The sequence below is a fragment of the Exiguobacterium sp. JMULE1 genome, from assembly GCF_013337175.1.
Classification (GTDB): domain Bacteria; phylum Bacillota; class Bacilli; order Exiguobacteriales; family Exiguobacteriaceae; genus Exiguobacterium_A; species Exiguobacterium_A indicum.
On sequence record NZ_SGWC01000002.1, the window covers coordinates 2237574 to 2261565 of the forward strand.

General features: G+C 47.5%; 20 protein-coding genes, 1 riboswitch and 1 other annotated feature. Of the genes, 5 read left to right on the top strand and 15 right to left on the bottom strand.

Annotated features, from left to right (window positions below; all coding sequences use genetic code 11):
- Nucleotides 1-33 precede the first annotated feature (33 nt).
- Genes pulA through pepV form a run of 5 tightly spaced genes read right to left on the bottom strand, consistent with a single transcriptional unit; the run spans nt 34 to nt 6219 of the window.
- On the bottom strand, nt 34-2238 hold the full coding sequence (pulA, locus tag EXW93_RS11985) for a type I pullulanase (protein ID WP_371811165.1): 2205 nt from the start codon (nt 2236-2238) through the stop codon (nt 34-36).
- Nucleotides 2210-3085 (bottom strand): hypothetical protein, encoded by an 876-nt coding sequence (locus tag EXW93_RS11990; RefSeq protein ID WP_241492304.1) that lies wholly within the window; start codon nt 3083-3085, stop codon nt 2210-2212. Before EXW93_RS11990 ends, pulA begins: the two co-directional genes overlap by 29 nt.
- Nucleotide 3086: 1 nt before the next feature.
- Nucleotides 3087-3605 carry an RNA 2',3'-cyclic phosphodiesterase gene (gene thpR / locus EXW93_RS11995; protein WP_035396473.1) on the bottom strand — a complete coding sequence of 173 codons (519 nt, stop codon included), beginning with the start codon at nt 3603-3605 and terminating at the stop codon, nt 3087-3089.
- A gap of 8 nt (nt 3606-3613) precedes the next feature.
- A complete protein-coding gene (locus EXW93_RS12000; protein ID WP_023469093.1) occupies nt 3614-4762 on the bottom strand; it encodes an MFS transporter in 1149 nt (382 codons plus the stop codon).
- 59 nt (nt 4763-4821) lie between these two features.
- Entirely contained in the window at nt 4822-6219 is a 1398-nt protein-coding gene (pepV, locus tag EXW93_RS12005; RefSeq protein ID WP_023469094.1) for a dipeptidase PepV, read from the bottom strand.
- 321 nt (nt 6220-6540) lie between these two features.
- Between pepV and EXW93_RS12010 the strand changes: the two genes are divergently transcribed.
- Nucleotides 6541-6759, top strand: coding sequence for a DeoR family transcriptional regulator (locus EXW93_RS12010; protein WP_023469095.1), 219 nt, complete (start codon nt 6541-6543; stop codon nt 6757-6759).
- Nucleotides 6760-6867: 108 nt separating this feature from the next.
- A complete protein-coding gene (locus tag EXW93_RS12015; RefSeq protein ID WP_174316497.1) occupies nt 6868-7500 on the top strand; it encodes an SDR family oxidoreductase in 633 nt (210 codons plus the stop codon).
- Nucleotides 7501-7560: 60 nt separating this feature from the next.
- Here the strand turns inward: EXW93_RS12015 and EXW93_RS12020 are convergent, their stop codons facing one another.
- Nucleotides 7561-8280: a pseudouridine synthase gene (locus EXW93_RS12020; RefSeq protein ID WP_023469097.1), complete on the bottom strand. Its 720-nt coding sequence runs from the start codon at nt 8278-8280 to the stop codon at nt 7561-7563.
- Nucleotides 8267-9931 carry a putative polysaccharide biosynthesis protein gene (locus tag EXW93_RS12025; protein WP_174316498.1) on the bottom strand — a complete coding sequence of 555 codons (1665 nt, stop codon included), beginning with the start codon at nt 9929-9931 and terminating at the stop codon, nt 8267-8269. The genes EXW93_RS12020 and EXW93_RS12025 overlap by 14 nt, the downstream gene beginning before the upstream one ends.
- Before the next feature lie 192 nt (nt 9932-10123).
- On the opposite strand from EXW93_RS12025, the gene EXW93_RS12030 reads away from it, so the two are divergent.
- Nucleotides 10124-11395: a BaiN/RdsA family NAD(P)/FAD-dependent oxidoreductase gene (locus EXW93_RS12030; RefSeq protein WP_058713884.1), complete on the top strand. Its 1272-nt coding sequence runs from the start codon at nt 10124-10126 to the stop codon at nt 11393-11395.
- 61 nt (nt 11396-11456) lie between these two features.
- Here EXW93_RS12030 and EXW93_RS12035 read toward each other — a convergent pair whose 3' ends face one another.
- The 5 genes from EXW93_RS12035 to EXW93_RS12055 all read right to left on the bottom strand — a co-directional run bounded on the left by EXW93_RS12035 (nt 11457) and on the right by EXW93_RS12055 (nt 18415).
- Nucleotides 11457-12434: a hypothetical protein gene (locus tag EXW93_RS12035; RefSeq protein ID WP_075643130.1), complete on the bottom strand. Its 978-nt coding sequence runs from the start codon at nt 12432-12434 to the stop codon at nt 11457-11459.
- Between the two features lie 131 nt (nt 12435-12565).
- A complete protein-coding gene (gene leuS, locus EXW93_RS12040; protein ID WP_029342384.1) occupies nt 12566-14971 on the bottom strand; it encodes a leucine--tRNA ligase in 2406 nt (801 codons plus the stop codon).
- A gap of 47 nt (nt 14972-15018) precedes the next feature.
- Nucleotides 15019-15241: a binding site (T-box leader), on the bottom strand.
- A 38-nt stretch (nt 15242-15279) separates the two neighbouring features.
- Nucleotides 15280-15924, bottom strand: coding sequence for an HAD family hydrolase (locus EXW93_RS12045; RefSeq protein WP_035396464.1), 645 nt, complete (start codon nt 15922-15924; stop codon nt 15280-15282).
- Nucleotides 15925-16018: 94 nt separating this feature from the next.
- Nucleotides 16019-17053 carry a peptidoglycan bridge formation glycyltransferase FemA/FemB family protein gene (locus EXW93_RS12050; protein ID WP_058713883.1) on the bottom strand — a complete coding sequence of 345 codons (1035 nt, stop codon included), beginning with the start codon at nt 17051-17053 and terminating at the stop codon, nt 16019-16021.
- A gap of 183 nt (nt 17054-17236) precedes the next feature.
- Complete coding sequence (locus EXW93_RS12055; RefSeq protein WP_058713882.1) at nt 17237-18415, bottom strand: MDR family MFS transporter; 1179 nt, start codon at nt 18413-18415, stop codon at nt 17237-17239.
- A 153-nt stretch (nt 18416-18568) separates the two neighbouring features.
- On the opposite strand from EXW93_RS12055, the gene mnmM reads away from it, so the two are divergent.
- A complete protein-coding gene (mnmM, locus tag EXW93_RS12060; RefSeq protein WP_255343803.1) occupies nt 18569-19168 on the top strand; it encodes a tRNA 5-(aminomethyl)-2-thiouridylate-methyltransferase MnmM in 600 nt (199 codons plus the stop codon).
- Between the two features lie 50 nt (nt 19169-19218).
- Here the strand turns inward: mnmM and EXW93_RS12065 are convergent, their stop codons facing one another.
- The 3 genes from EXW93_RS12065 to metK form a co-directional block, all read right to left on the bottom strand.
- Nucleotides 19219-19923, bottom strand: a complete 705-nt coding sequence (locus tag EXW93_RS12065) for a serine aminopeptidase domain-containing protein (RefSeq protein ID WP_035396459.1) — start codon at nt 19921-19923, stop codon at nt 19219-19221.
- Between the two features lie 78 nt (nt 19924-20001).
- Nucleotides 20002-20490, bottom strand: a complete 489-nt coding sequence (locus EXW93_RS12070; protein ID WP_023469107.1) for a GNAT family N-acetyltransferase — start codon at nt 20488-20490, stop codon at nt 20002-20004.
- A 137-nt stretch (nt 20491-20627) separates the two neighbouring features.
- The gene (gene metK, locus EXW93_RS12075) at nt 20628-21836 is read right to left on the bottom strand and encodes a methionine adenosyltransferase (protein WP_023469108.1); all 1209 of its coding nucleotides are present in this window, start codon (nt 21834-21836) and stop codon (nt 20628-20630) included.
- Between the two features lie 128 nt (nt 21837-21964).
- A riboswitch (SAM riboswitch) is annotated at nt 21965-22091 on the bottom strand.
- A gap of 234 nt (nt 22092-22325) precedes the next feature.
- Between metK and pckA the strand changes: the two genes are divergently transcribed.
- A complete protein-coding gene (gene pckA, locus EXW93_RS12080; protein WP_023469109.1) occupies nt 22326-23894 on the top strand; it encodes a phosphoenolpyruvate carboxykinase (ATP) in 1569 nt (522 codons plus the stop codon).
- Nucleotides 23895-23992 lie beyond the last annotated feature (98 nt).

Consider the following 23992-nt stretch of genomic DNA (forward strand, 5'->3'; position numbering starts at 1 on the left):
TTTAGTAGATTTGCCTAAGGCACAATGCTTATCTTAACACGTTGCGATCGTCGTTGACAACGGAAGGACCTGAATCCTGTCGACACCTTTCAGAAGCGGGTCGACCGAGGCCTCATCCCCTTGTACATGCACATTCCAGCGCGAATGATCAAGTGAGACTTCAACGATTTCGCGCGTCGTATTGTAAACGATGAGCGTGCGTTGCCATGCATCATACGAGTGGACCGCTCCAAGTTCATAAGCAATGACACCCGGACGTAAGTCGATGAAATGAAGCAACTCGCGAATCTGATTCGCTCGGTGCAACCGGAATCCGCCATGCATTCTACGAATTTGCAAAATCGTCCTGATGTATGTGACAAGGGACAGATGATCATCCCGCCGTTCCCAGTCCATTCGATTGATCTCGTCTGGTGCGTTATAGCTGTTTTCAACACCTTGTTTCGTGCGTAAGAATTCTTGACCTGCGTGAAGAAACGGAATCCCTTGCGCAAACAAGGCAATCGTCTGAGCTAGGCGACTCATCCGCAATAATTGCTGTTCATCTGCCTCTGGACAAGATAACTTTAATTTATCGTATAACGTATGATTGTCGTGCGCCTCGACGTAATTGATGGAATAGGTAGGTTCCGGAAAACGTCCGTACGTTTGATTGTCGATATGGACACTTCCCGCAATCCCGTTTCGGACCTCCCCTTCCTTCCAGCCATCTCCCGCAACGAAACCTCGGTCGAATTCACTGAACGTCGATCCTTTTAACGCGTCACGGAACACATCATTAAAATGGGCGATCCGCGGCATTTGCGCAGCGGAGGCACTCATCGCCTTTAATCGTTCCGGTAACGCTGTCGCGAGATCCCACCCTTCTCCATACACCAGAATCGTTGGATCAATCGCATCGAGCGCCGCACGAACATCATTCATCGTCTCAATATCATGAATCCCCATCAAATCAAATCGAAAGGCATCAATCCGGTAGACTCGAGCAAAGTACGTCAAACAGTCAACGATCAGACGGCGCATCATGAATCGCTCAGATGCGGTATCATTTCCGACACCTGTTCCGTTCGATAGTGTTCCGTCTACTTCGTAGCGGAAATAATAACCAGGGACAAGCTGTTCGAGAGAGGAGCGTTCTCGAATGAAGACGTGATTCATGACGACATCGAATGTGACACGAATGCCTGCTTCATGGAGTCGCTCTACCATTTCCGCGTATTCTCTGACGCGAACGAGTGGTTCAACCGAACTCGCATAACTCCCAGCTAGCCCGAACCAAAGCATTGGGTCGTATCCCCAGTTATATGGAGACCGCGTCCGTTCATCGGTCGTCTCAAAAAAGTGGACTGGTAGCAATTGCAGATGGGTGATCCCGAGATCCAGGAGATAATCAAGTCCCGTCGCATGACCTCGAGGAGAGCGCGTTCCTCGTTCCGTCATCCCTGTGTATTGACCCGGATAACTTGAACCAGCTGAGTGATCGATCGTGAAATCACGGATATTCGCTTCGTAGATGACAGCGTCTGACGGTTTGACGAACAGAGGACGCGCGACACGCTTCGGGAACCACTTGGTCATCGTCCGTTCGACGTCAACGATGACACCGTATCGACCATTCTCCGATATCGCACTAGCGTACGGATCAACGACCTCTTGTGTGCCAAGGTATGTCGTCACTTCATACCGATACCAGCACTCTGCGATATCTTGTTCCAGTTGAAGATGATAAGCACCTTGCTCGTGTCGCTCCATTTCGTACTTTCCGAGCAACCGTTCATCTTGATCGTACACGACACACATGATCCGTTCTGCGACCGGTGACCAAACAGCAAAGTGAAATGTACCCTTTTCTTCCCAGACACCGAGCTTCCCTTCGTAACGGTACTTGCGCTCGAACGCTTCCGTCCGGACTAACCGGTCAGGAACGACGCGAATCGACCTCCCTGCTCCGAACACCTCATATCGGCATTCGAGCTCGACCGGTTCCAGAACCGTCAATTCATAAATCACCAGTTGTTCCTCACGGTGTGTTTCGACTTGCTGGATCGCAAGTGATTGTCCATCACATTCAAGCGACCAGTGGATTGACGGATTGCCTTCGACCTCGACTCGGATGCTTTGGAACGATGAGAACTCCGCCCGGATCACTGGTATCGCTACTTCTTGGTTTGTCATCTCTTTCGCAACGACAATGCCGTCGCTCCCTCCCTTACTCTTGAATGCGTGACTGTTCCTCACTTTGGATCGCCATTTGAAACGAAATCGATACGGTTTCCTTTAGGATTTTTTCACACACACGCATTTGAGCAGCTTTTGTATGAGTCGCATTCCCATTCATACGATTCAACCATTTAGGAAAATCCACTTTATTGACATACGTCGTCGTCGTTTCTTTTGGAATCTTATCAAAATAACCACTTGGAGCTAAGATGACCCGTTCGATCGGTAAATCGTAATCTCGTCCAAGAATCGTATGCAAAATGTCTTCCGTTCGTTTTAAACTGATATTCGGGTTCAAAATCTGTTTCACAGATGCTTTGAACGGTTGTTCCCGCCACAACTTATCTCGTCGAATATGATAAATACTCTCTTCACCATCGAGCCATTCCATGATATAGATCGCGGACGGACCGACGACAAATGGACTCAACTCGACTTCTCCGACTTGATAGTGAATGACCGCCCGATAAAACATCGCATATTGTTCATTTAGTAGATGCAACATCTGATAGAAGTCTAAATGACGTTTTAATGGAATCCGCCAAATGTCCTCCTCCCCTGCTCCGCCAGCGACGTTCAAGAGTTTTTGTAACTCGAGACGTTTTTTGTACCATTTATCAAACGCTCTTCGAGATAATTGTTTACCCGGAAGTTGAATGACTTCACTTTTTTTCATCACTTGCCACCACTTCTTCGGACGGATAAGCGTCTCCCCTGGAAACAATTCTCCTGTCTCCCATTTGCGATAAACGTTCGTATAATCAAGTGCCTGGTGTTCAACAAATCGTTTCGTCATCTCTAGCGGATTTTTTTCAAATCGACTATCTAAGTCATATAGTTTCATCAAAATTGCGATGGGGATCACCTCATTCCTCTTCACCTAGATGAATCCGATAAACCGGCTCATATCGCGGTGAAACCTCTGGTCGTACTTCAAATAGAACGAGTTCACGAACAGTCCACTCTATTGATCGGATCGGACTCGTCTTCCATTCGGCTGCCTCAGCGCGCCACTTTTTCGCGATCGTGACATGCGGAACGAATGGTCTGGTCGAATTCGGATCAATCTGTTCCACTAATTGAAACAATTCTTCCGATTCCGTTCCAAATCCTACGACGCGTGGTCGTTCATCCCGACCGAACGTGATCAAACGATCGAATCGTAGCACGAACGGTTCCATCGTACGCGCGATCTGCTGTAACTGCTGTTTCCACGACTGCTGTTCTTTTTCCTCCAATGGACCGAAAAAACGAAGTGTTAGATGATACTCTTCTAACGTATAGACGTTACGAAAGTACTCAGGTAGCGATAACCGTTCAGCAAGATTTGCCAAATCTTTAGAAGGGATTGGCAAAGCAATGAAAAAGTGTCGTTCTTGTCTCATCGTCGCGCTCACTCCTTCATACGACCACTGATACCATACAGAATCGCGCCTAGGATACTACTACTTGTATATACCCAAAAGACGGTATAGATTGTACTCTCCTCGAGTACAAAACCACTCATCAGATTAAACAACGCTGTCGCGAGTCCCGTCGTCGTCGCCATATATGTACTGACGGCTGTTGCGACCATCGTCTCTGGAACGAGAGATCGCACATAATCTAAGGCGACAGGGATCAACAGACCAACGATCATTCCTTGCATCGCAGATAATACCCACAGCATGACGATTGGAAGTTCTAAAGCAATCATCGCCGTCCGCGCAGCCGACAACAAGGAAACGAATACAAGAACCGGAATCGCTCCGAATCGTAATAACAGACGCGAGGCGATGCGCATGAACGGAATTTCGCACAGAACGGCGACGAAGAATAATGTTCCGACGAGTGCCGTCGTCTCGCCACGAATCGTGACGTAACTGCCAAAGTAATAATTGTTGGCGAAGATGGGTCCGAAGATCAAACTCCCCCCTGCTAGGAACAACAAGAAGCGTCGATTCGAGAAGAGTTGTTTTAACGGTACGGGTTGCTGATGTGAAACATGGACGCTGCCCGTCTCTTCAATACCGATCAGCACAAGGAAACCGAGAACCCATGCTGCACCGGTTGCATAAAAAATCAGATTTAGTCCGCCACCCTCAGTGATTTGCCCAAGAATGAAAACAGCTAAAGCGAACCCTGCTGAGCCAAAAAGACGTAAAGCGCCGTAATCCACTTTACGCTTTCGCGTGTACTCGATCGCTAATGTATCCACGAGCGGAATATGCGCGCACTGGAACAACGCCCAAACGCAAGAAATCAATAATAAAAGTAGATAAGCAGACGTCAATAAGTAACTGAGTGTAAAAATACCGGCAGCAAGCATCGCGACGAGCAAGAGTCGTTTCGGTTTTCCGAGTCGGTCCGCCGCGATTCCCCAAACAGGTTGTAGGAAAATGGAGAGAATCGGTCCAATCGCAACGATTGTTCCAATCTCTGAAGCCGACAGTCCGAACGCGTCGTTTGAGAAATAAAGCGCGAGATACGGAATGAGTGCTCCTTGTCCAAAGAAAATAAAGAAATATAAGGCTTGGAAATGATAGGTTTGACGATTTTTCACACGGAACTTCCTTTCAAGAAGCAATCCCCCCATCTTTACGATGCGGGGATCATCAATCATTATTTTGCGAGCTCATAAATCGCTTCTGCATAGATTGCGACAGCAAGCAATAGTTCATCAAAATCAACATATTCATCGACTTGGTGAGCAACTTCAGGACCACCCGGGAAGACTGGACCAAAAGCAACTCCCGCCGTCAATGAACGCGCATATGTGCCGCCACCAATTGCTATCAGATCAGCTGATTGGTTCGTATGGCGCTCATAGACGGCACTTAGCGTCTTGATCAATTCATGGTTTGGATCAACATGGTGCGGTGTCATGTGCGTCCGCGTCTGCAATTCAAAACCATATCCTGCCGCGGCTTCCTTGATGATTTGCAAACGTTCCGTGAAGTCTGCTGTATACGGGTAACGGATATTGATTGATGCCGTTCCTTGCTCTTCGGCGTAACGGAATACACCGCCATTGATCGTTAAGTCACCTGTCTCGTCTGAAGCAGCGACACCCATCGCTACACCGCGAGAATCCCGGAACATATGCGTCACGAGTTGAATGTAACGACGACCGTTATAATCCAAGTGAAGCGTATTGAGGAAACGTGCCAAATGTAAAGCAGCATTTTTACCATTGTCCGGCTCCATCGCATGGGCTGCGACACCATTGACATCAAGTATGAGACCTTCCGTTTCTTGCTTGACTGTTCCCGTCAAACCTTGTTCTTCAAGATAAGCATGGAAATCCGTCTCAAGCGTTCCTACTTCGACGACACGAAGAAGCGCTTGGGCATGACCTGGAACCATGTTCGGACGTTCGCCACCTTCAAAACGAACGAGATGGTAGCCTGTATCAGATGCTTGCGCTGGTTTCCCTTGAATCAATAACCCATCATAGAGTCCTTTTTCCGCATTGATGATCGGGAAGTCGGCATCTGGTGCAAAACCAAGTGTGGGCATCTCTTCATGTTTGAAGTAATGATTGACACAACGCCATTCACTCTCCTCATCCCCTCCTGCAATCAGACGGATGCGCTTCGAGAGTGGTAAGCCAAGTTCTTTGACGATTTTCAAAGCGTAATAAGCTGCCATCGTCGGTCCTTTATCATCGATTGCTCCACGTGCATACAGTTTTCCATCTACAAGCGTCGGGTTGAATGGACCGTATGTCCAGTGATCGCCACCAGCTGGTACGACGTCTAAGTGACAAAGAATACCGAGTAACTCTTCCCCTTGACCATATTCCAAATGTCCTGCATACCCATCGACATTTTTTGTCGTGAACCCATCGCGTTCCCCTGTCGCGAGCATCCAATCGAGGGCACGTTTGACTTCATGACCAAACGGCGCGCCCTCTTCGATCGTGGATTCGTCGAGTACACTCGGAATCCGTAATAATTCTTTTAAATCTTCTAATAAGTCCTCGCGACGTGCGAGTACTTCCTCTTTCCAATTCACCATCTGATTTCGCTCCTTCATTACGGGTTTTGGATTCGTTTCCTATACACCTTCCTAGTATAGCGAATATTCGTTCAGATACGAACATCCAAATTCTGTTTTCTTTTTTATTTATTGAAATGACGAACATTAATCTAAAATAAAACCTAAATTATCGACTTTACAAACCATTTGAATATATTTTTTATGAAAACGTTCGGTTAAATTACTTGCATTTTAATATCAAAACGTTATACTAAAGGCGAAACAACTGGATATTGCATTGTCTTTTGTCACCCGAAGCTTTAGAACACTATTCTATCCATTGGGGGAGTGGTTATACCAATGAAAGATTCTACAGACCGTATGTTGACCCGGATTAAATCGATCTATCTCTACATCCAAGAGAACGGAGCTACTACGACAGCAGAGTTGGTTGAAGAGTTTGGCATCACTTCAAGGACCGTCCAGCGGGATTTGAACGTGCTTGAATACAACAATCTCATTGTGAGCCCTCGACGCGGTACATGGACGTCGAGTAAGAAACAAAAGCAAGCGGGTTGATCCACTGTTTCACTATGTATATCTTTCGATGACGCGATTCTTCGCGTCTTTTTTTGTTATCTTTTTTAAAACGTAGGGTATAGCTATTGGGAGAAGGAGATGATGAGAATGAATATTTTAATCATTGGAGCAAACGGAACGACAGGACGCAAGATGGTCGAATTGATCGCTAAACAAGGAGATCACCAAGCGATCGCGGTCGTACGGGAAGAAAATCAAATCAACGATTTGATTGCACTCGGCGCATCTGAAGTCAGACTTGGGGATTTGACGAAGGATGTCAGTGGCGTCATCAGTAACGCGGACGTCGTCATCTTTGCAGCGGGTGCTGGTGGCGCATCGGACGAATTGACACGCGCCGTCGATCAGGAAGGTGCGATCAAAGTCATCGATGCAGCAAAAGCCAACGGGATCGATCGTTTCCTGATGCTCAGTTCAGTCGGTACGGAAGAACCGAAAGGCGAACTAAAAGTGTATCTTGAATCGAAAGCAGCAGCAGACGCTCACCTCAAAGAAAGTGGACTCAACTATACAATCGTCCGTCCTGGTCCGCTCAGCTACGATGACCCAACAGGTACTGTTGAAACGAAAGAGCATTTTGATTCATACGAAGATCGTAAGGTGTCTCGTGACGATGTGGCAGCGCTGTTCGTTCACTTGATTGATCATCCGACACAATCTCGTGTATTCGAAGTACTCAGCGGTCCTTATCCGATCGCAGAAGCACTACGTAATCAATAATTAAATCCCACAATAAAAGGCGATGGAATGTACATTCATTCCACCGCCTTTTTGCTTTGCTTATTCAGGTTGCCAATCAAATAACGACAATTCCTCTTGTGTCAGTTCACGGTAGTCCCCGAGTGCAAGTGCCGAATCAAGCTCTAAACGACCAATCGAGCGCCGTTTCAAGAACGTGACCTCTTTACCTAGGGCAAGCATCATCCGTTTGACTTGATGGAACTTCCCTTCCGTGATCGTCAATTCAAGCGTTGAATCTGTTTCTGTCGTCGATAAGATGACGAGTTTTCCTGGCTTTGCCTGATAACCGTCTTCTAAGGTGACGCCTGCCGCAATTGCCTCGACGTCTTCTTGCGTCAATACACCTGTCACTTCCGCGTAATACGTTTTTTCAACGTGTTTTTTCGGAGACATCAAGGCATGATTGAACGCTCCATCGTTTGTCAGTAACAACAAACCTTCTGTATCCTTATCAAGTCGTCCGACCGGAAACGGTTTGAAATACGTCACGTCTTCAAACAACAGATCGATGACGGTCTCATCTCGTTTATCCTCCGTCGCACTAATGACACCCGGTGGTTTATTCATCATCAAGTAGATGTATTTTTGATACGTGACCGGTTCGCCGTACATCAGAACCTGTTGTGACTCGACATCGACATGTTGTTTCGGATCACGAACGATCTCACCATCGACTTGAATTGCCCCTGCCTTGAGCAAAAGTTTTACTTCTTTTCGGGAGCCTGCCCCCATGTTGGATAATAGTTTATCTAGACGCATGACCTCGTCCTCGTTTCAATGAAATTTTACGTCCTAATACGACTTCTGCTAATCCACTCCAAATCGAGAGTCCAGCGAAAATCACGATTCCAACTGCCGCACCAATGATCAGGATCAACAGAGATGCCCATGTCGTCTCTGGTAAGAAGGACACCATGCCCCACTTCACGAGTGCAACACCTGCTCCCATCAATGCACTGATGATTAGAATCAAAGATGTCCGGCGCAAGACCGTACTGAATGGGAACTTCACCGTTTGTGTGATCCGGAAGAACATCAATCCCGTCGCAACGAGATAACCAATGATCGTCGCATAACCAGCACCCGTTCCATCACCCGTCAAATGAATCAACGGCGCATTCAAGAGATACTTCGCAAGTAGTCCAGCAAGTGTTGCGATGATCGTGAAGTACTGACGGTTAATCCCTTGAAGGACGGCTGCCGTAACAGAATACAAGGCAAGGAACAATGCACTCGGCGCATAACTTAATAAATAGACCCAGGCCGCTTGATCTTTCGGGAAGAGCACATGGAACGTTTCTTCACTAAGGAGAATCATCCCGACGACTGCCGGAATCGTCACGAAGAAAACGAGTTGATAAATCTGTGAGATTTGAGCCCGTACTTTCCGCATATCGCCTTGCGTAAAGGAAGCTGTCAACAGTGGAGTTGCCGACAACGACAATCCTGTTGCGACCGACACCGGAATCAAGACGATCTTATGACTATCCGCAATCAGATAGGCAGTCGCGTTTCCGGCCGCTTCGAGTGTATAACCGATACTTTGTAATGCTGCATTCATCGTATTCTGGTCGATGACTTGATAAAGCGGCGTCGAAACGCCTACCATGACGATTGGAATCGCATAGGCTAACAACTCTTTGTACAAATCCGTTAACGGGCGATCCGGCGAACGGACGGTTTGAGTTGCACGGAGTTCTCGTAATCCACTCGCACGTTTACGGAAATAGTAAATCAGAACGACTATACTTCCGATTGCTCCAATAAATGCGCTGAATGTTGCAATCGTCGCTGCCCATGCTACCCCAGAATCAAAGAGATAGATGGCGATGCTGACTCCTGCGAGCAAGAAAATGATTCGGACGATTTGTTCTAAAATTTGTGAAATCGCGGTCGGTCCCATCGATTGATATCCTTGGAAGTATCCACGCGTCATACTCATCGGCGGAATCAAGAGTAAAGCAAAACTGACTCCTCGAATCGTCATCGTGACGGCATCGACGTATGCCGCTGAATCGACGTCCCCACCCGGAATCGCTCGGTGGGCTAAATACGGAGCGAGGAAGAATAAGGCGAGAAAAGAAACAACGCCGGTCAAGGACATGATTTTCAAACCCGATCGATACAATCGCTCACTCGTATCGTATTCCCCAAGCGCATTATACTTGGCGACGAATTTTGAGACGGCAACGGGAATTCCCGCTGTCGCGACACCAATCATGATCGTGTAATAGTTGTAGGCATACGTATAAAACATGATACCTGTAGCACCGACCATGAACTGGAATGGAAAGAGGTAGATCAAACCTAGTGCGCGGGAAATCAGTGACGCACCGGATAGGAGCATCGTCCCACGAACGAATCCCGCATTACCGGGAGAAGTGGACTGTTTATTGTTGACTGTGGACATGGTAACATCCCTCACGCTTTCTAATTTTTAAACTCGACACTCTAATCATGACTGTCTCATTATACAAGTTCTCTCGTACACAATTGCAAATCATTATACCGCTGTCTTTCTGGAATTGAAAGAGACGGTTTGTTTACAGTCGCAACTTCTGCTAAAGTGAAACAAGCAGAATTCTATGAATGAGGTGACCATATGTACGATGTAATCGTAATCGGGGGCGGACCGAGCGGCTTGATGGCAACGCTCGCCTCCTTACAAGCTGGAGCTCGAACACTCCTGCTCGATAAAGGGAATAAATTAGGAAGGAAGCTCGCAATCTCTGGCGGCGGACGCTGTAACGTCACGAATCGAAAACCACTCGACGAGCTCGTCCAGTCGATCCCGGGAAACGGACGTTTCTTATATAGCGCCTTCTCTCAATTCAACAATGAATCGATCATCGAACTCTTCGAAGGATTTGGCGTCGCACTTAAAGAAGAGGACAACGGTCGGATGTTCCCTGTCTCAGATAAGGCAGCGGATGTCGTTCGTGTATTGATCGATCAAATCCGCGCGCATGGTGCCGAGATTCAAACGGATGCGCAAGTCGCTACGCTCGATTTCCATCCGGATGGTTCTTTTGCAGCTGTCATATTAGAGAATGGCATGCGTCTTGAAGCGAAAAGTTGTATCGTCGCGGTCGGTGGTCAATCTGTTCCGCATACCGGTTCAACGGGTGACGGCTATCCGTGGGCTGAAAAAGCGGGTCACACGATCACGGAACTCTTCCCAACGGAAGTTCCGATTCTGTTAGGTGATACGTTCATTCACGAAAAAACATTACAAGGGCTGTCGCTGCGTGACGTCGCTCTAACGGTCCACGGTAAAAAAGATAAGGCGATCAAGACACATACAGGTGATCTACTGTTCACACACTTCGGTTTAAGTGGTCCGATTGCTTTACGGTGTAGCCAATATACGATCAAAGAACGCAAACGTTCGAAAGAAACGATCGTTCATCTATCGATTGATCTCTTCCCGGACGAATCCCTCGGTGCCTTAACGGAACGTTTCCAAGCAGCCATTGCCGCAAATCCGAAGAAAACAGTCCGCAATGCTCTTCGTGGTTTCGTACCAGAACGGTTGCTTGAACTCCTATTCGCTCGAATCGGCTTTGGCGATGAAGTCTGTACACAAGTGAAGAAACAAGACTGGACGGACTTCCTCCAACAATTGAAACGATTCCCACTCAGAGCAACGGGAACGCTCGATTTCGATAAAGCCTTCGTCACGGGTGGCGGCGTCTCGATCAAAGAGATTGATCCAAAAACAATGATGTCAAAAAAAGCCGAACGGTTATTCTTCGCTGGTGAAATTCTTGATATTCACGGCTATACGGGTGGATACAACATTACAGCCGCGTTCGTGACGGGTCATTGCGCCGGTAGCCACGCTGCAGAAATGGCACGTGACACTGTCTCTTAATATGAACAAGACCCGATTCGTCTGTGTTAATCAGAAGAATCGGGTCTTTTCTTTTTATGCATCAGTCAATCGGTGTGAACGATCGGCTCGAAAACTTATCTGTCTCGACTAAGGCAAACAATTCATTATCCTGTACGAAAATCCCTTTTGAACCATAGACCTTTGGACTTGCCGTCTCTCCCGTGATCGTCTGATCTTTCTGATCAATCGAATAGAGATAGAGTGCTTCTGAATCAAGTGTGTAGATGCGTCCTTGTCGTTCCGCAAGACCAATTGGTCGGAAGTCGGATTCGAATACTTTCTTCGCATCACTTCGCATCCCATTCGCCGGTTCAATTTTACTTCGTTCTACGATCGATAAATACGGCGGCTTTTGCTTTTTCTTTAAAGCGCGTTTTTTCTTTTCCGACGCATCTGGATCAATCTTAATTTTATCCTCTTTCATGGCGAAACGAGTCAATTCCACACGTCCGATTGCACGGATATGATTGATCGTATAGAATTCCTTTTTCTTCGAATCATATCCAAGCCCATGGAAACTGTCTCGAATCGTCGTCCCCTGTACTTTTTCACGTTTTTCTTCGCTCCAGACACCATCTTTTCGCGTGATTGTCACGAGAATCTGATTCGATGTCAATAAAGCGACGGTCTCTCCGTCAACGAGTGTCATGCCATCGAGGCCAGAAAGAAGTAATTTCCCTTCTTCTAATTGGAAGGAGGCATTGATCCTCTCACCTGTTCCACTAATTTCAAAGAAACGATAATCGTCTGTGACGACGAGGTACGACCCGATGGAATCATCATATAACATCTGCTGGACATTCTTAATTAATGGTTCTTCCGGATTCGGAATGGCTGAAGGCGTTTTCGTCGGCACCTGTTTGACAGCTGCCTGATGCTTCGATTGCGTCTCGATTTTCGCGAACGTTTCCTGAATACGCGACATCGTCTCTGGTTTTGAGAAGACGAGCAGTACACAAAGAATCAAACCCGAAACGACGGCAAAAATCGTTGTATAGACTATATAAGATCGTTTCATTGATGGTAATCGCCTTTCTTTCTCGGTTTCTGATTCAGTGTATCAGAAGGACGTTCAAAAAAAAAGCGGACTTGCGACGGAAATGAAGAAACCCCTTCCATTCGTATCAAGTGAACGGAAGGGGTCATGACTTAGTTCGCGACGATATTGATGAGTTTTTTCGGTACGACGATGACTTTTCGAACCGTCTTGTCGCCGATCCATTCTTGTGTCTTTTCGTCGGCAAAGGCAAGTGCCTCGATTTCTTCTTTTGTCGCGTCGATGTTGATTTCGATTTTCGAGCGAACTTTTCCGTTCACTTGAATGACGAATTCCATCGTATCGCTGACGAGTTTCGATTCATCGAATGTTGGCCATGCCGCATACGTCAATGTCTCTTCAAATCCAAGTTGTTCCCAGAGTTCCTCACCAAGGTGCGGTGCAACTGGTGTTAACAATTGGATGAATCCACGAAGGAAGTGACGCGGAAGCACCGGCTGTTTGTTTGCTTCGTTGACGAAGACCATGAGTTGCGAAATTCCGGTGTTGAACTGGATGTTCGCGAAGTCTTCCGTAACCTTCTTGACCGTCTGGTGGTATGTCCGTTCGAAGTCAGCATCGACTTCTGTGACATCTTGAATGTCTGCTGTCCGTTCGAACAAGCGCCAGACACGATCGAGGAAACGACGCGCACCGTCAAGTCCGTTCTCAGACCAGGCAACTGATGCATCGAGTGGACCCATGAACATTTCATACAAGCGTAACGTATCCGCACCATGCGATTTAACGATTTCATCCGGATTGATGACGTTACCGCGTGATTTCGACATTTTCTCGTTGTTCTCTCCAAGAATCATCCCTTGGTTGTATAACTTCTGGAATGGTTCTTTTGTTGGCACGACGCCTGCATCATACAAGACTTTATGCCAGAAGCGTGCATACAATAAGTGGAGAACGGCGTGTTCCGCACCACCGATGTAAATATCGACTGGAAGCCAGTATTTTAATTTTTCTGGATCCGCGATCGCCTCTTCATTGTGCGGATCGATGAAACGAAGATAATACCAGCAGCTTCCGCCCCATTGTGGCATCGTATTCGTCTCGCGACGCCCTTTCATTCCTGTTTCAGGATCCGTATAATCCAACCAGTCTTCCGCAAGCGCAAGTGGTGATTCGCCTGTACCAGACGGCTTGATCTCCGGAATGATTGGAAGTTCGAGCGGTAATTCCTCTTGGCTAAGCGTCTTCATCGAACCATCTTCCATATGAACGACTGGGATTGGCTCACCCCAATACCGTTGACGACTGAACAACCAGTCGCGGAGACGATACGTGATTTTCTTGCGTCCGACTTGATTCGTTTCGAGTTCAGCAATCATCGTCTCGATTGCTTCTTGTTTTCCAAGACCATCAAGCATATGCGAGTTGACGTGTTCGCCCTCTCCTGTATAGGCTGCTTCATCGACGTTTCCACCCGCGACGACCTCAACGATTGGCAAGTCGAATTGTTTCGCGAATTCATGGTCGCGCTCATCGTGTCCTGGAACTGCCATGATTGCACCCGTTCCATAAGAAGCAAGGACATAATCAGCGATCCAGATCGGAAGACGATCACCTGAGATTGGATTGACGGCGAAAGCACCCGTGAAGACGCCTGTTTTTTCCTTCGCTAAATCCGTCCGTTCGAGGTCTGACTTCGTTTGGACTTGCGAAATGTACGTATCGACGGCTTCCTTGTGATCCGCTGTCGTGATGTCAGCTACGAATGGATGCTCCGGCGCAAGCACGAGGTACGTCGCACCAAAGATTGTGTCCGGACGTGTCGTAAAGACCGTAACTTGTTTTTTATGTCCATCAATCGTGAAATCGATCTCAGCACCTTCTGATTTCCCGATCCAGTTCCGTTGCATCTCTTTAACAGAATCCGGCCAATCGAGGTCATCGAGATCTTCAAGAAGACGATCCGCATATTCCGTGATTTTCAAGACCCACTGACGCATCGGAACACGCACGACCGGATGATTTCCGCGTTCAGATAATCCGTCGATGACTTCTTCATTCGCAAGAACGGTTCCAAGTGCCGGGCACCAGTTGACCGCGACTTCGTCCACGAACGCAAGTCCTTTTTCATACAACTTCGTAAAGATCCACTGTGTCCATTTGTAGTACTTCGGATCCGTCGTGTTGATTTCACGATCCCAGTCATAGGAGAATCCAAGTTCTTTCAACTGACGCTTGAACGTCTCGATGTTTTTCGCTGTGAATTCACGTGGGTCATTCCCTGTATCGAGGGCGTATTGTTCTGCTGGTAACCCGAATGCATCCCAACCCATTGGGTGCAAGACGTTGTATCCTTGCATCCGTTTCATCCGTGCGAGGATGTCCGTTGCTGTGTAGCCTTCCGGGTGTCCAACGTGGAGTCCGGCACCTGACGGATACGGGAACATATCAAGGGCATAAAACCCTTCTTTTTCTGGATCTTCTGTCGTGACGAAGGCGTTGTCTTGATCCCAACGCGCCTGCCATTTTGGTTCAATTTCGCGATGATTGTACGGCATGTCTTTTCCTCCTCTAATCTAAAAAAAACCGGTCCTCCGCCCCTAGGAATAGGGACGAAAGACCGGTTTGGCTTCCGCGGTACCACCCACGTTGTCTGTCTATGACAGACCGCTTGATTCACAGATAACGGTGTGAAGGACCGGATTCGCTACTACGACTTCACGAATCGTGCTCCCTGACGAGTTCACGGTTGTTACCGACTGGTTCGCACCTTCCACCAGCTCTCTTGACGGCACCTTTCCCCTACTACTTCAGTTCCATGCATTTGACTATCTTTTCCTAGTGTAATCTGTTTCTTCCTCAAGCGTCAACGCTTCCGTAAAATTTCCTCGATTTCCGCATGCGATCGCGCAATATGATCTGCTTGTTCTAAGCGTTGCGCTGGCATCCGGTCATCAAGAAGCGCAATCACTTCCATACCTGCTGCTTTTGCGCCGATCATCCCGTTTGCAGCGTCTTCAATGACGAGACAATTCTCAGGTGCGTGCCCGATTCGTGATGCCGCAAGTCGAAAAATCGCAGGATCCGGCTTCGAACGCACGACTTCTTCCCCACTGACGTAATGCGTGATTGGAAGCTCGTAATGACGGATGACGCGTTCGATTTTTTGAAGCGAACTCGAAGAAGCGATCCCGATATCGTAACCAAGAGACGTCGCTTGTTCGATGACTTGTTTGACTCCCTCTTTTAAACCACACGCCTCTGGTTTTGCATGAATTTGAAACAAGCGATGTTCTTCCTCAAGTAAAGCACTCGCTGTTTCTGGGAGCTCGTGTTGCGCGACAAGTTCTTCCCACATCTCATCTCCTGTTTTCCCCATGAATGTCGCATACTGAACCGGATCGAGCGGAATCGATAACGTTTTGAACATCTGCTGGTGGACCTCAAAGTAGCGGATTTCACTATCTAAGATGACCCCATCCATATCAAAAATAAGACCTCGTTTTTTCAAGACACATCCCCCTCAATTGATCTATCATGATTTCAGCATATCAAAAAAACGACTACACGATGTAGTCGTTTCACCTTCTTCATTTAGTTACTGTTTAACTTGTCGCCATTTGGACACTGGTTTGTCGGTAAGCCGGAAAATAATCCGAATTAGCATCTGACCCGTATCGTATACACAACTGATCGTATATGGCTGGTTGAAGAATCGATTTTCCTTGATGATACTCAAATAAACGGTACCCGGTGTAACGGCATTTACTCTCAAAGAGACTATCCCGTTCTTGATATCCACCTCCGAGATGTTGTTCGACGAGACCGCGTGCTTTCGCCTGAAGAATCGCTTCGTACTCAAGTCGTTGATTTGGGAACATCTTCGCTTCGTCCCGCTTACAACCAATCAAATGACCGTGGGCATATTCTTTTCCGAGCAATACGAAGTATCCACCAACAGGTTTTCCGTCGATTTCCGCAATCAGTAACAATGGCTCACAGAGTGGATTCGCTTCAAATAATTGCTCAAAATAACTCGCCGTAAAATAGTAATGAGCCGAAGCATTCTTCCGGTCCATCGTTTCATGATACAACGCCAAAAAAACAGATAAATCGTCTCGTGTTCCTGTTCTAACGGTTAACGGTGAAGCGAGCGATTTACGAATCATACTTCTCGTTTTCTTATGGAACGTCTGCATGATTTCTTCTAGTGAGGGGCGCAAATCAATGCTCGTCGTATGACGGATGAAAGAAGCTTCCGTCCAGTTACGCATGAGTCGTTCATTGCCCGTCAACGGATTAAAGCGAATCATTTCCGAGACGACCGATTCTTGCTCCGCCCACCTTTCAAACGATAGACGTGCATGCTGCATTTCAGTTGCGGTTAAGCGACCGACGATTTCCGGTCCGCCGTAGCCATACGGCGTGATGAGATCTGAATAAGGCGTATCAAAAATCCGACGCTTTAAAAAGGGATAGAACAGTGTTCCCGCATGACCTTCATAACGGAATAACACCGCTTGCTCAGACGGTCTAGCGTTAAGCGTGACGTATTGGTGACTGTAGAAGATATCAAGAGGCTGTTGCTGTACGTGTGTCGTCCAAGTTGCGGCATCTGTGATGAATTGACACCTTTCCATTCGTGCACCTCCAGTCAAAAAGAAGCAACGTTCACATGAACTTTCTTTTCAAGTTCTTGATTAGAAAGTACCCGTTTCTTTGCCGAAATATTCCATATTAATAATGATTTGTTTTATAATTAGCGCATTAATGATGTAAAAAAAAGACAGCGAATCTAATGTCCGCTGTCTTACAGATGATGCTCATGATGTGATTTTAGGAATGGCACGAAGGAATACGACGCCTGCTAACAGAATCAATCCAATCAATGTCAAGAAGACCGCTGACATACCGGATAAATCGTAGATCAACCCTCCGACGGTCGGACTGATCATCCGTCCCGCTGAAGCGGCAATATTGACGTATCCCTGGAACTCTCCTTCTTTTCCGATTGGCGCGAGTCTCGCCGCCATAGCAGGAACCGCTGGCCAGATGAACATCTCACCAATCGTCAAAATGATCATCGCGACGAGGAACATCTTGAAGCCGCCTGCGAACGGAACGATCAGATAAGACAAGAGGAAGATTCCTGTACCGGTCATCAATTGTCGCTTCAAGTCATCTCCAAACCACCGGAGAATTGGTGTTAATAAAGGTTGTGCGAACACGATGAGTGCTCCGTTGATCGTCCAAAGAATCGAGTACTCGGAAATCGTGACACCGAGCGATTTCGTGTGTACGGCAAAGGTTCCTTGCCATTGCACATAAACGAACCAAAGTAAGGCATACCCGATCGAGACGAGCAACATCGTCCGTGCCGCACCGCGCGCAAGGGGTGTGCGTGTCGTTTCGATCTCGTCATGTGCCGCATGCATCCGCGCTGGTGCCTGAATCCAGGATAAACCGACTAACAAAATGATGGCAAAGGCGATGTAGAGGACGAGATTGGCGATGAAGATGTACTGAATCGAAAAGGCAGCGATTTGACCACTGACTGCTGTCCCGAGCGCTACACCGACGTTTTGTGCGACATAGATCGCATTAAAGGCACGGCGCCCGCCTTCCGGCCAGATGACACCCGTCATCGCGTAGATCGTCGGAAAAACCATCCCACCGACGAATCCAATCAATCCAAGCATCGCGACGTATCCGAGGTACGTCTGATGAAATAGCAACAAGCCAACGGAAGACAGGACAAGTCCGATGACACTGATGACAAGCGTCTTCTTGCCACCGAGACGGTCAAACGCTTTTCCACCTAAGTAGTTTCCGACGATTGCTAAGGCAGAGTTGACGAACAATGCCATCCCTGCTTTTGTCATCGACTCTCCTAAATATTCATGAATATATAATGTATTAAACGGCCATAAAAAAGAGGATCCCGTCGTATTGATGGCCATCGCAAGGACGAGGATCCAGACCGCTTTTGGTAATTTTGGCATACCTGTGGTCCTCCTATTTCATTCTCAACCTTGCCACTTTACGCAATCCGTCCCCTAACTGTCAAGCTACTTCGCTTTTCGTCAACGAATCAAAAAATGATATAATGCAGAAAGAATCTTGCACATACTGAACCATTACTAGAAAAACAGACTATAGGAACAGGAGTCTATGCCATGTCACTTGCCCGTGTATTACCTTATACGAAACAATTACTCGAGTCCGTTATCGAGCCCGGAGACTGCGTCGTCGATATGACTGCCGGAAATGGACATGATACACAGTTTTTAGCAGAACGTGTCGGTCCAGAAGGAAGGGTTCTTGCGTTCGACGTCCAGGCACAAGCCATTGAGGAGTCGACGCGACGTCTCGACGAAGCCGGAATGTTAGCACGCGTCGACCTTTACCATGAAAGCCACATCCATGTCGGTGCCCGTCTTTCGGACGAACAACGTCCTGTCCGCGCTGGTGTCTTCAATCTCGGATACCTGCCTGGAAGCGACAAATCAATCACGACGACCGGAGAAGAGACGCTTGAAGCACTCGATGCCCTCCTCCCGGTCCTCGCTCCCGGCGGTCTTGTCGTCCTCGTCGTCTATCACGGTCACTTGGAAGGAAAACGAGAACGTGACGCTGTCCTCGATTACGTCACAGCCCTTGATCAGCAAGATTATGCCGTTCTCCAGTATCGCTTCTTGAACCAACAAAATCATCCCCCGTTCATCATCGCGATCGAGAAAAAAGTACGCGGATGATGGGCACAAAAAAGTGATGCCCCTTTTTTAGAGGCATCACTTTTGTTATTTCATTCTTCAACAAGCTTAAAGAACAACATTAATTTTTCTGCAAACCGTGTGTTCAACCGTTCGAAACTAAAATGCGGAAAACCGTGTAGACGTTGTAAGTAAATCTGATCGCCACCCATTTTCCGGCATACTTCAAGCGTTAACTTGACGTCTGCGAACTGATCGTCCGGTGCATAAAAACAAGCCAAGTTCACACGCGGCAGTTTTTTTCGTTCTTCGTCATGTACGACGATCTCTTCTTCGATTTCCCGGTACTGTGCATAGGTCAACTCACCGATGCGAACGGTATCTTCCGTACTTTGACCAAACGGCAACGTACCGAGTGGCGCATCGGGACGGAAACGATCGAACGCACTTGCGAAGACTTGTTTGACGCCTCCGAGTTGTTTCGAAGGGTGCCAATCAAACAACGGTGAAATGAACGCAAGGCTTGCTACCGGTAATTCATATTCTTGCAACAGACGATTGACGACGAGTGCGCCCATGCTACAGGCGACGATATGAATCGGTAGCTTGCGTTTCCCGGCTTCACGTAATGCTTCTTTTAACAGTTGACCATGTTCTTCAAACGAGATACGACGTGGGGCGTCGACGAGCAATACTTCATACTCTCGTTCGAGTACCCGAATCAAAGCTTCACTCGGACGGGCACGCAGTTGTAACGGATAGACTAATACGATGATTCCTGTTGGTTGTTCAACCACAAACTCACCTCTTCACTTCATACTTCCTATTTACGATACCTTATTTCAAACGCACACAAAACCGTCCCAAGACGGATTTCACGAGGCGACATGGCGAAGGCGAATGACAGATTCTACTTGCCCAAAGACTTCTTCCGTCATCTCACTGAGTTCTTCAAAACCGAATGAGGTCAAGAACTGACGCGCTTTATAGTTACGTGCCTCCACGTATACTTCGAGTGGGACGGCTCCTTGTCGTTCGAGTTCACGGATCAATCGTCGTCCGATTCCGTTTTGCTGATATTTCGGTAAGACGTACAGACGAATGATTTCCCACGTTCCCTCAACATCAACAGCATGAATGAAACCGACGATTTCCTCATCGATGATTCCGACATAAAAATACTCTCCCCGTGCTTCTTCTGCCGTCCGAATCGCACGAACAACCTCCTCTTGCGGATACGCTTCCTGCACGAAATGCGCTTTCGAGCGCTCGGAATAGATTTCTGCGTACGTATCCAACCAGGATGTGACGGCAATGTCATGAATACGTCCTGCATCGGCTGGAATAGCTTCGCGTATTTCCATAATCGGAACCCCCCTTTGTATTCATACGAATCGACTCATGTACTTTTACCCTCTTCTAGAAAAAACATTCGTTTCCTGCAAAGTTCCACGTAAACAAAAAAGTCCGAAAACCCGCGTAGGGTTCTCGGACTTTTTGATTATGCGAAACGTTTTGCCTGTTCTTCAAGAACTGCTGCTTTATCTGTTTGCTCCCATGGAAGCTCAACATCTGTACGACCGAAGTGACCGTATGCAGCTGTTTGACGATAGATCGGACGACGGAGATCAAGCATGTTGATGATTCCAGCCGGACGAAGATCGAAGTTTTCAGCAACCAATTCGACGAGTTGTGCTTCAGGAAGTTTTCCTGTACCGAATGTATCAACCGCGATTGATACCGGGTGCGCGACACCGATTGCGTACGCGAGTTGAACTTCTGCTTTGTCTGCAAGACCTGCAGCAACGAGGTTCTTCGCGACGTAACGTGCTGCGTATGCAGCTGAACGGTCGACTTTTGTTGGATCTTTACCAGAGAATGCTCCACCGCCATGGCGTGCGTATCCACCATACGTATCAACGATGATCTTACGACCCGTCAATCCAGCATCTCCTTGTGGTCCGCCGATGACGAAACGACCAGTTGGATTGATGAAGAATTTCGTTGCTGCGTCGATGTATTCAGCCGGGATGACCGGTGTGATGACGTGTTCTTTCAAGTCAGCTTGAATTTGCTCAAGCGTAACTTCTTCCGCGTGTTGTGTCGAGATGACGATCGTATCGACACGAACCGGCTCGTTGTTCTCGTTGTATTCGACCGTGACTTGTGTTTTTCCGTCCGGACGAAGGTAGTCGAGTTGACCGTTTTTACGCACTTCTGCCAAACGGCGTGCGAGACGGTGTGAAAGCGAGATTGGAAGTGGCATGAGTTCTGGTGTTTCTTTCGTTGCGTAACCGAACATGAGACCTTGGTCTCCTGCACCGATTGCATCGATTTCTGCATCAGACATGCTACCTTCACGTGCTTCAAGCGCTTGGTCTACACCAAGAGCGATGTCTGCTGATTGCTCATCGATTGATGTCAATACAGCACATGTGTCCGCGTCGAAACCGTATTTCGCGCGTGTATAACCGATCTCACGAATCGTTTCACGAACGACTTTTGGAATGTCGACGTAAGTGGATGTCGTGATCTCACCTGCAACGAGAACGAGACCTGTTGTAACAGAAGTTTCTGCCGCAACACGCGCGTTTGGATCCGCTGCGAGGATTGCATCAAGAATTGAATCCGAAATTTGGTCACAGATTTTATCTGGATGACCTTCAGTGACTGACTCCGACGTGAATAGTCGGCGATTAAGGTTTGTCATGTATGACCCTCCCAAAAAAGAATTTGACGGTGTACTCATTTCCCCTAGTTGAGTGGGACGGTAAAATGAAAAAAACCTTTCCAAGTCCAAAAAATGGTCAGGGAAAGGTTGTGCGTTCTTCCTTTACCCTCTTATCGTTCGAAGTGTTTACTTCGCTTCAGGAGAGCACCTTTTCCCTCATTAATATGTGAATTAATGTAGGACGGTTGCCGGGTTTCTTCGGGCCTTGTTCCCTCCACCTGCTCAGAATAAGAGTATCCGTTACGAATTACATGATATAAAGTTGTAACTACTCTGTCAAGCAAGGTTTCAAATTCTAGTCGAAACTTTTTGAAAGAGATGTTAAACTGTTAATGCTGAAAGCGTTTCCAGATAAATAGAAATCAGCACTAGAAAATGATTGCTCTCTCTTTAGTATGTCATATATAATAAATGTGTCATACTAAATACAGTGAGCCAAAACCAACGTAGGGGAAAGGTGGGGTCAGGATGCCGATGACGGTCCTGAATATCGAAGAACTACTCAAGAAAGAGCATGTGTTCAAACAACTATCTGTTGCTGAACTTGTCGAACATGCGATTCGAAACGAAGAAGGTGTCCTTGCTGAGAACGGCGCATTATCTGTAGAAACGGGGAAATTTACAGGTCGTTCACCAAAAGATAAGTTCATCGTCCGTGATTCTTCCTGCGAGTCTCACATTGATTGGGGTCATGTCAACCAACCAATGGATGGAGACAAATTTGAACAATTGTTGCAAAAGGTTCTTCGTTACATGAACGAAGCTGATCATCTCTACTACACAGAAGCTGCTGCTGGAGCAGATACGCACTTCACCCTTCCGGTCCGTGTGCTCACACAATATGCTTGGCATAACCTGTTTGCCAAACAACTCTTTTTACGCGAGTATCCTGAAGTGGCTGCCTTCGAACCGTTCACGGTCGTCTACGCGCCACATTTCAAAGCAGATCCTGCCGTTGACGGAACGAACTCCGAGACGTTCATCGCGATGTCGTTCGAACACCGAATCGTCTTGATCGGTGGAACGGAATACGCTGGAGAAATCAAAAAGTCGATCTTTTCCGTCATGAACTACCTCTTGCCACAAGAAAACGTCCTTTCGATGCACTGCTCGGCAAACGTCGGACACGAAGGCGACGTCGCCTTGTTCTTCGGTCTATCTGGTACTGGTAAGACCACCCTTTCAGCCGATGATAGCCGTCAATTGATCGGTGACGATGAGCATGGTTGGTCGCACGATGGTGTCTTCAACATCGAAGGCGGATGTTACGCGAAGACGGTCAATCTATCGCGTGAAAAAGAACCGCAAATCTTTGACGCGATCCGTTTCGGAACCGTCCTTGAGAACGTCGTACTCGACGAAGCCCGTCATCCTGATTACGATGATACATCGTTGACGGAAAATACGCGTGCTGCTTATCCGATTACGGCAATCGATAACATCGCTGTTCCGTCACGCGCTGGTCATCCGAAGACGATTGTCTTCTTGACAGCTGATGCGTACGGCGTCTTGCCCCCGATCAGCAAATTGACGAAAGAACAAGCGATGTATCACTTCCTATCAGGATATACATCAAAACTCGCTGGAACAGAACGTGGGGTCACGGAACCAGAAGCGACCTTCTCGACGTGCTTCGGTTCACCATTCCTTCCACTGATGCCTGAAAAGTATGCGACGATGCTCGGCGAATTGATTGATCGTCATGGTGTTACCGTTTATCTCGTCAACACGGGCTGGACAGGCGGTGCTTACGGAACAGGTAGCCGCATGAAGCTATCGTATACACGGACGATGGTCAACGCTGCCGTTAACGGCACACTTGCAACGATTCCAACAGAAGAACACCCGATCTTTGGACTTCATATGCCGCTCGAAGTTCCTGGTGTTCCAAGTGAGTTACTCAACCCGGTACGCGTCTGGTCGAATCCGGACGAATACGACACACAAGCGCGTTCGCTTGCTGAGAAATTCCAGAACAATTTCCTTCGTTTCGAGAGTGCGACGGATGCGATCAAGTCAGCTGGTCCGCGCCTATAAAGTAGAGTTTTCTGACTTGCATCAAAAAGATAGACACCGAATTTACATCAAGTAACTAAAAAATCTGAGTCCGGTCTTCACGGACTCAGATTTTTTAG

Excerpts from the sequence above, each read along its gene's own strand:
- EXW93_RS12035 (WP_075643130.1), bottom strand. The coding sequence starts at position 12,434 with ATGAAACGATCTTATATAGTCTATACAACGATTTTTGCCGTCGTTTCG.
- pepV (WP_023469094.1), bottom strand. The coding sequence starts at position 6,219 with ATGGTGAATTGGAAAGAGGAAGTACTCGCACGTCGCGAGGACTTATTA.
- EXW93_RS12025 (WP_174316498.1), bottom strand. The coding sequence starts at position 9,931 with ATGTCCACAGTCAACAATAAACAGTCCACTTCTCCCGGTAATGCGGGA.
- EXW93_RS12055 (WP_058713882.1), bottom strand. The coding sequence starts at position 18,415 with ATGCCAAAATTACCAAAAGCGGTCTGGATCCTCGTCCTTGCGATGGCC.
- pckA (WP_023469109.1), top strand. The coding sequence starts at position 22,326 with ATGCCGATGACGGTCCTGAATATCGAAGAACTACTCAAGAAAGAGCAT.
- thpR (WP_035396473.1), bottom strand. The coding sequence starts at position 3,605 with ATGAGACAAGAACGACACTTTTTCATTGCTTTGCCAATCCCTTCTAAA.
- metK (WP_023469108.1), bottom strand. The coding sequence starts at position 21,836 with ATGACAAACCTTAATCGCCGACTATTCACGTCGGAGTCAGTCACTGAA.
- EXW93_RS12010 (WP_023469095.1), top strand. The coding sequence starts at position 6,541 with ATGAAAGATTCTACAGACCGTATGTTGACCCGGATTAAATCGATCTAT.
- leuS (WP_029342384.1), bottom strand. The coding sequence starts at position 14,971 with ATGCCGTACAATCATCGCGAAATTGAACCAAAATGGCAGGCGCGTTGG.
- EXW93_RS12070 (WP_023469107.1), bottom strand. The coding sequence starts at position 20,490 with ATGGAAATACGCGAAGCTATTCCAGCCGATGCAGGACGTATTCATGAC.
- EXW93_RS12030 (WP_058713884.1), top strand. The coding sequence starts at position 10,124 with ATGTACGATGTAATCGTAATCGGGGGCGGACCGAGCGGCTTGATGGCA.
- EXW93_RS12050 (WP_058713883.1), bottom strand. The coding sequence starts at position 17,053 with ATGGAAAGGTGTCAATTCATCACAGATGCCGCAACTTGGACGACACAC.
- EXW93_RS12020 (WP_023469097.1), bottom strand. The coding sequence starts at position 8,280 with ATGCGTCTAGATAAACTATTATCCAACATGGGGGCAGGCTCCCGAAAA.
- EXW93_RS12015 (WP_174316497.1), top strand. The coding sequence starts at position 6,868 with ATGAATATTTTAATCATTGGAGCAAACGGAACGACAGGACGCAAGATG.